Genomic DNA, 7,008 nt, shown 5'->3' on the forward strand with positions numbered 1-7,008 from the left:
GGGCGCATTCTCGGTGCGCACTGCCGGCGAGGCAAGCCATTCCGAACCGGTGTGCGGGCGCGCGCCCCGGCCCCCGGGCGTGCGCTACTCGATCGAGATGCGGATCGGGAACTCGAAGGTCCGCTCGATCGCCTCGCCGTCCTCGTAGGTCTGGCTGAACTGCCAACCCCGCACCTGCCGCAGCACGACCGGGGAGAAGCGGGTCGGGAGTCCCGAGTCCAGGACTTCGGCGCGCACCACGTTGCCCGAGGTCGCGAGGCCGATGCGCAGCCGCATCTCGCCGGTCACCGGCCGTCGGCGCAGTCGCGGCGGGAAATCGAGCACCGGCTGGCCGAGCAGACGCGGTCGCGGGTGGGGCTTCAGCGCGGCGATCTCCCGCGCGGCGCGCTGGGTGGCCAGCTCCGACGCGGTGGCGCGATCCCGTTCCCGGGAGCGCCAATGCAAGCGTTCGACGCGCGCCGGGTGGCAGGTGCCTTCGAAGCAGAAGAGACGGGCGAGCGCGGCACCGGCGACCTGCGCGGCGCTCGACATTCCTTCCTCGTTCACCACGACCGCCGAGATCGCGAGGCGCGGCGCTTCGGCCGGAGCCAAGCCGATGAACCACTGGTAGCGACCTTCCGGCTCGGTGCCGCGCAGGGTGCCGGTCTTCCCCGCGACGGCGATGTCGCCGAGCAGGGGTACGCCCTCCTCGTCGCGAAACGCGCTCTTCGCGGTGCCGCGTGCAGTGACGTCGATCATCCACTGGCGCAGGGAGTGCGCGACGGGCTCGGGCCAGACCGACTCCGGCGCAGGGTGGGGCGGATTCGCGAGCAGCTGTCCGCGCGCGTCACGGACGCGCGCCACCCAGTAGGGCTGGACGAGGTTGCCACTCGCGAAGAGTGCCGCGAGGCGCGCCGCCGCCATCGGAGAGACGAAGGAGCCGCCGAGCCCCGATCCGAGGTAGCCGAGCGCGAGGTCGTCTTCGATCTCTTCGACCCGACCGGGCAGGTGATGCGCGGCCGGCGGTTCGAAGAGGCCCGCGACTTCCATCTCGCGGACCAGCTTCTTCTCGCCGAGATCGTGGACAGCCAGGCGCGCGAAGCACTGGTTGTTCGAGATCGCGAGGGAGTCGGCGAGCGAGTCGAGGCGTCCGCCCGTCTCGGGAGGTTCGAGCTGTTCCTCTTCGACGATCCAGGGGTTGCCATCCCAGCGACAGTTCCGCTTCGCGGCTCTGGGGGCGTGCTGCAGGACGGCAGCCGCGGTCACCACCTTCATGAGCGACGCGGTCGGGTAGGTACCGGTCGCGGGAAATACGGTGGGGTCGGTCGAGACGTAGGAAAACACCTCGCCGGTGTGGGGATCCATCAGGATCACGTGCCCCAGCGTGACCTCTTTCTCGGCGAGCACCGCGCGCATCTCGGCGTCGATGGTCGGATCGACGGTGTATTCGATTTCGTAGGGTGCGCCGCCACCCGGTGCGGTCACCGGGAGCTGTTCGATCAGTCGCGGACCGTAGGTCCCGCGTTCCTCGCGCAGGATCACGGTGCCTTCCGGCGGGCGCACGCCCGGGGGCAGGTGACCCAGGGCCGCCGCCAGGGCCATGGTGGTCACGGGCCCGGCCGAGACGGGCGGAGTGCCGTCGCCAACCAGGGCGGCGAGCTGGGTCGGCTCGGGCTCGTCGGCCTGCGCAGCGACGGCCAGGAGGACCGCCGCCAGCGCGAGCGCAGCGCACCGGCGGCCGAGGAGGCGCAGCGAGCAGGGAGCGGCATGGGCAGGCGAGTACGGCATGAACGATCGGGAGCGGACGTCGGGTCCGCGGGAGCATCGGGAGCCGCTCGAACGAGGGCCCACCCAGGAGGGATCCGCGCTCCCATTCTAGCTCCCGCGCCGCGAGTTCCGGTGTCCTTCCTGTGACATCCGGGTTTCCCCACGGGGACCGGGTGCGCCGCTCTCCTGCAGGCCTTTCCCGGCGTTGCCCGGCCCGGGGTTCCGTGGGAGGCTTGCGCCCTCACCGTGACCCCGGCGCTCCCCCAGCGCGGGTTCGCCCACTGGAGACCCCCCGTGAACCTCGCCGACATGCTTCTCAACCAGAACCAAGGTGCCATCGTCCAGCAGCTGGCAGGCCAGCTCGGCATCGGTGAAGACCAGGCGCGCTCGGCCGCGGCCGCCGTCCTGCCGACCCTCGCGCGCGGCATGCAGCGCAATGCCCAGTCGCAAGGGGGGCTCGACGCGCTGTTGGGGGCACTGCAGAAGGGCAACCACGAGCAGTACTACGACCAGCCCGAGACACTGGGGCGCCCCGACACGATTGCCGACGGCAACGCCATTCTGGGTCACCTGCTCGGCAGCAAGGACGTCAGCCGCAACGTGGCGGGTCACGCCAGCCAGCAGACCGGTGTCGACTCGTCGCTGATCAAGCAGATGCTCCCGATGCTGGCGGCGGCCGTGATGGGCGCGATGGGAAAGCAGACGCAGGGCGGCGGGGGACTGCTCGGCCAGCTCGCACAGGGGCTCGGCGGCGCCACCGGCGGGAGCAGCGGTGGCGGGTTGGGCGACGTGCTGGGCGCCGCGCTCGGCGGCGGTGGCTCCCGCGGCGGCAGCTCGGGGTCGCCGGGACTCGACATGCTCTCGAGCTTTCTCGATGCCGACAAGGACGGCTCGATGGCCGACGACCTGTTGGGGATGGCCCAGAAGTTCTTCTAGGCCGGGGTCGCCTCGCCTCGCGTGACTTCCTTGCCCCAGCGGCGGTGCAGCCACAGGTACTGCTCCGGCGCTTCGAGGATCATCTCGCCCATGACGTCGCAGAGTTGCTGCGTCACGGCGCGGATGTCCTCCTTGCGCTTGCCCGTCGGTGTGTAGGGCGGCAGGAAGCGGACTTCGGCGTCGTGCCGGCGCGGGTCATCGCGTCGTCGGCGGTCGATCGCGATCGCCAGCGGTGCGCCGGTCACGAGGTGGAGCACCGCCGGTCCCTGGAAGGTGACCGCCGGCTTCCCGAGGAAGTTCACGGTCACGCCGCGCCGCGCGTTCTGATCGGGGAGCAGGGCGACCGTCTTGCCCTCGTCGAGCAGGTCGAACATCTCGTGGAACGACTCCTCGCCCTTCAAGAGGACGCGGAGCCCGACGCGCTCGCGGCTGGCGACCAGCAGCTCGTTGAAGCGCGGGCTCTTCACCGGGGTCATCATCGCGTGGAGTTCCACGCCCAGGTGGGCGGCGCCGCAGCCGGCCCGGTCGAAGCTCCCCGCGTGCGGGATGCACAGGATCAGCGGCTCGCCGGCCTTCTGCATGGCGCGGACCCGCTCGGCCTGCGGGATCTCGACGAGCCCGCGCACTTCTTCCGGCGCATGGAGACCCCGCGCGACTTCGACCACGTTCATCGCGAACTGGCGATAGGACTCGGCGGCGATCTCGCGACGTTCGGCTTCGGTCGTGCGATCGCCCAGCACATGGGCGAGGTTCGCGAGCACCACCCGGCGTCGCAGCCGCAGGACGTGGTAGCAGACGTCGCCGACGAAGCGGCCGAGGGCGAGGGCGCGTTCGAGCGGAAGCGCCACCAACCCGCGGATGCCGACGCGGGCGATGGTCACGGCCAGGGCGTCGATCACGAGCGGAGCTCGGGGACGTCGCGCACCGCCCCGGCGACGTAGAGGGCGTCGCCGGTGACATAGGACGCCTCGTCGGACGCCAGGTAGAGGATCGCCTCGACGGCCTCCTGGGTGCGGCCCAGGCGGCGGTGCGGCGAGAGCTTCGCGCGGTCTTCGCGGCCCTCGTCGGAGAGGACGTCGGTGACCCCGGTTTCGAGGAAACCCGGGACCACCGCGTTGCACGCGATGTTGCGGCGCCCGTACTCCTTGGCGACCGCGCGAGTGAAGGAGAGCAACGCCGACTTCGACGTGGCGTAACTCGCGAGTCCGGCGGCACCGCCGGCGACGATCGAACTGACGTTGACGATCCGACCGCCTTCGCCGCCGACCAGGAATTCTTCGACGGCCCGCCGGGTGGTGAGGAAGGCGCTGCGCAGGTTGGTGTCCAGTACTTCCTGCCAGTCCTCGATCGAGGTCGAGATCAAGAGCTCGTTCTTCAGGATCCCGGCGTTGTTCACCAGCGCGTGGAGCGTCTCGAGCTTCTCGGCGGCGAAGTCGAAGAGCGTCTCGACGTCTTCTTCCTTGCGCACGTCGGCTGGGACGAACCAGACCGCGTCGCCCCGGTCGCGCGCCTTCGCCGCGTCCAGCACTTCCGCCGCGGCGTCCTCGGAGCCCGGCCGACCGCAGAACACGACCTTCGCCCCGCGCTCGAGTGCTTCGAGGACGGTCGCGCGTCCCAGGCCCCGCGTTCCGCCCGTGATGACGAACCCGCGATCGATCAATGATCCCCGCTCGGACAAGGCGCCGAGCCTCAGGCGGCGGCCGTCGGCGACGCGACCTCGTCGAAGGTCTCGCCGCGGGCCTCGCGGAGAATGCGTCGCGCGAATCCGAGCAGCTGCTTCCCCGGTCCACACTGGATCGCGCGATCGACGTCGCCTCGTTCAGCCAACCAGCAGAGGCTCTCTTCGAACAGGACGGGCGCCGTGACCTGTTCGAGGAGCGCGTCGCGCACGGCGTCCGCGCTCTCGAGGGGCCGCGCGCTCACGTTGTCGATGACCGGCAGTTCCGGGGCGCGAAACGGGACGGCCTCGAGGCAGCGGCGGAAGTCGTCGCGGATCGGGGCCAGCAAGGAGCAATGGAAGGGTGCCGACACTTCGAGGGGCACGACCCCCGCGCCTTCCTCTTCGAGGGCGTCGGCCGCGGCTTCGACGGCGGCGGGAGTTCCCGAGATCGCGGTCTGTCCCTCGGTGTTGTGGCAGGCGATCTCGACGATGCCGTGCGTGGCGGCCGTCTGGCACGCGTTGACCACTTCGTCGCGGTCCACGCCGACGATCGCGAACATCGCCCCTTCTCCCTCGGGCACGGCCGCCTGCATCAGTCGGCCGCGCTCGGACACCAGCCGCAGGCCATCGGCGAAGTCGAGCGCGCCGGCGATGACCAGGGCCCCGTACTGACCGAGACTGTGACCCATCGCGTAGTCCGGAGTGATTCCCCGCGCGATCAGCTCGCGTGCGTGAGCCACGGTGATCGTGAGGAGCGCGGGCTGGGCCACCTCGGTGCGCCGCAGCGCGTCGGCCGGACCCTTGGACATGCGCTCGAGCAGGGGGAAGTCGACGGCAGCACCCGCCTCTTCGAACACGGCGCGTGCGACGGCGGAACTCTCGCGCAGCTCGTCGCCCATGCCGGGCGTCTGGGAGCCCTGGCCGCCGAAGAGGAAGACCGTACTCACGGCTTGCGGCCCACCACGACGCAGGAGTTCAGCCCGCCGAAGCCGAAGGCATTCGAGATGGCGATGTCGAAGCGGTGGTCGCGGGCTTCGTTGGCCACGAAGTCGAGGTCGAGCTCCGGGTCCTGCTCTTCGAGGTTGATGGTGGGGTGCAGATAGTCCTCGTTCATCTGCAGCACCAACGCGACCAGCTCGGCGAGACTCGCCGCCGTGAGGCAATGGCCGAGCATCGACTTCGTGGCGTTCACCGGGATCTGCTTCGCGCGGGCTCCCAGCACTTCCTGGATCGCCATCACCTCCATCGCGTCGCCGAGCGGCGTCGAGGTGGCGTGGGCGTTCACGTAGTCGATCTGATCCGGGTCGACGCCGGCATCCTGGAGCGCGAGTTGCATCACGCGGACCTGACCGAGCTGGCTCGGCTTCGGCAGCCGCGACGCGTCCGAGGCCGACGCTGCGCCGAGCAGCTCGCCCCAGATATGGGCACCCCGCGCACGTGCGCTCTCGTAACTCTCGAGGATGACGACGGCCGAGCCCTCGCTGGGCACGAAACCCTCGCGGCGCACGTCGAAGGGTCGGCTGGCACGCTCGGGTTCGTCGTTGAACGACTTGAAGGACAGCGCCTCGATCTGGGTCCAGCCCTGCAGCGTAATCGGGTCGCAGTCCGAAGCTCCCCCCGACACCGCGACCGCCTCGACGGCGCCGGAGCGCACGAGCTGCAGGCCGGAGAGCAGGGCCAGGTTTCCGCTCGCGCAGGCGCCACCGACGGTGTAGCTCGGACCCTGGAGGTTCAGGAGCTCCGAGGTCACCGACAGCACGTCGGTGTCGAGGCAGAGCACGCCGAAGAGCGGGTCGAGGAACTCGGGCTCGTCCTCGAAGACCTCGACGTTGTCGCGGTAGTACTTGACGGTCAGGTTGTGACCGCCCATCACGTGGCCGAAGCGCTCGGGTGCGATGCCTTCGCCGGGTTCCCGATCGGGAAGGAGGCCCGCGTCCATGGCCGCCTGCAAGGCGGCCATGGACGTGATGCGTCCGGACAGCGGAGTGGCGCGCAGCAGTTTCTGCGCGCGCTTCTGAAGGTCCTCGGGAATCGGCGCGACGTTCTGCGAATAGGACGCGAGGTGATCCTGCACGTCGAAGTCGCCCATGTCTCCGCCGATCTTCGAGTAGATGCGGCGGTCCATGTCCTTCCAGTGGGTGATGCCCGAGCGTCCGGCCTTCAGGCTCGCCGAGTACTCGGTCAAGCTCTGGCCGAGCACGGTGACGACACCCATGCCGGTGATGACGACGCGTCGGTCGTTCACGAGGGCCCTCCGGCCGCGGCCTAGCTGGCCTGGGCCTTCTCGAAGAGGTCGAGCAGGTCGCCGAGGTTCTCTGCCGTCGAAAGCTCGGTGCGCGGGACCTTGATGCGGGTCTCCTTCATCGAGCGGGAAACCACTTCGACGATCTCGAGGGAGTCGGCGCCGTAGTCGGCCATGCTGTCGCTCTCGACGATGTCGCGGTTGTCGGCGCCATCGATGACCAGGCGGATCGAGGACTTGATCACTTCGAAGATCTCTTCACGGTTCACGGGTCGGTTTCCTCCGATGATGGTGTGCGCCTGCAGAGCAGGACGTAGGGTGGTCAAGGCCGCGAAGCGGTTTCGCGGTCTTCCGGCGCCCCGCGGGGGCGGCGCCCGGGGCGGGGGGTGGTCACACACACCCACCCACACACACCAACACCCAC

The 7,008-nt window shown here is 69.9% G+C and carries 7 protein-coding genes; 1 reads left to right on the forward strand and 6 read right to left on the reverse strand.

The annotated features are described in order from the left end of the window. Positions 1-84: 84 nt before the first annotated feature. Positions 85-1,767 (reverse strand): penicillin-binding transpeptidase domain-containing protein, encoded by a 1,683-nt coding sequence (locus tag AAF430_12250; protein MEM7411000.1) that lies wholly within the window; start codon positions 1,765-1,767, stop codon positions 85-87. 273 nt (positions 1,768-2,040) lie between these two features. Here AAF430_12250 and AAF430_12255 point away from each other — a divergent pair, with 273 nt between their 5' ends. Continuing rightward, on the forward strand, positions 2,041-2,682 hold the full coding sequence (locus tag AAF430_12255) for a DUF937 domain-containing protein (protein MEM7411001.1): 642 nt from the start codon (positions 2,041-2,043) through the stop codon (positions 2,680-2,682). Here AAF430_12255 and AAF430_12260 read toward each other — a convergent pair. The 5 genes from AAF430_12260 to AAF430_12280 are packed head-to-tail and all read right to left on the reverse strand — an operon-like array spanning position 2,679 to position 6,853. Next, the gene (locus AAF430_12260; GenBank protein ID MEM7411002.1) at positions 2,679-3,581 is read right to left on the reverse strand and encodes a hypothetical protein; all 903 of its coding nucleotides are present in this window, start codon (positions 3,579-3,581) and stop codon (positions 2,679-2,681) included. The two genes, AAF430_12255 and AAF430_12260, sit on opposite strands and share 4 nt — an antisense overlap. Then, positions 3,578-4,360: an SDR family oxidoreductase gene (locus AAF430_12265; protein ID MEM7411003.1), complete on the reverse strand. Its 783-nt coding sequence runs from the start codon at positions 4,358-4,360 to the stop codon at positions 3,578-3,580. The genes AAF430_12260 and AAF430_12265 overlap by 4 nt, the downstream gene beginning before the upstream one ends. Positions 4,361-4,371: 11 nt before the next feature. Then, positions 4,372-5,289: an ACP S-malonyltransferase gene (gene fabD / locus AAF430_12270; protein ID MEM7411004.1), complete on the reverse strand. Its 918-nt coding sequence runs from the start codon at positions 5,287-5,289 to the stop codon at positions 4,372-4,374. Next, positions 5,286-6,587, reverse strand: coding sequence for a beta-ketoacyl-[acyl-carrier-protein] synthase family protein (locus tag AAF430_12275; protein ID MEM7411005.1), 1,302 nt, complete (start codon positions 6,585-6,587; stop codon positions 5,286-5,288). The genes fabD and AAF430_12275 overlap by 4 nt, the downstream gene beginning before the upstream one ends. 20 nt (positions 6,588-6,607) lie before the next feature. Continuing rightward, positions 6,608-6,853, reverse strand: a complete 246-nt coding sequence (locus tag AAF430_12280; protein ID MEM7411006.1) for a phosphopantetheine-binding protein — start codon at positions 6,851-6,853, stop codon at positions 6,608-6,610. Between the last annotated feature and the right edge of the window lie 155 nt (positions 6,854-7,008).

The organism is Myxococcota bacterium, assembly GCA_039030075.1.
Classification (GTDB): Bacteria; Myxococcota_A; UBA9160; order UBA9160; family SMWR01; genus JAHEJV01.

Excerpts from the sequence above, each read along its gene's own strand:
- AAF430_12250 (MEM7411000.1), bottom strand. The coding sequence starts at position 1,767 with ATGCCGTACTCGCCTGCCCATGCCGCTCCCTGCTCGCTGCGCCTCCTC.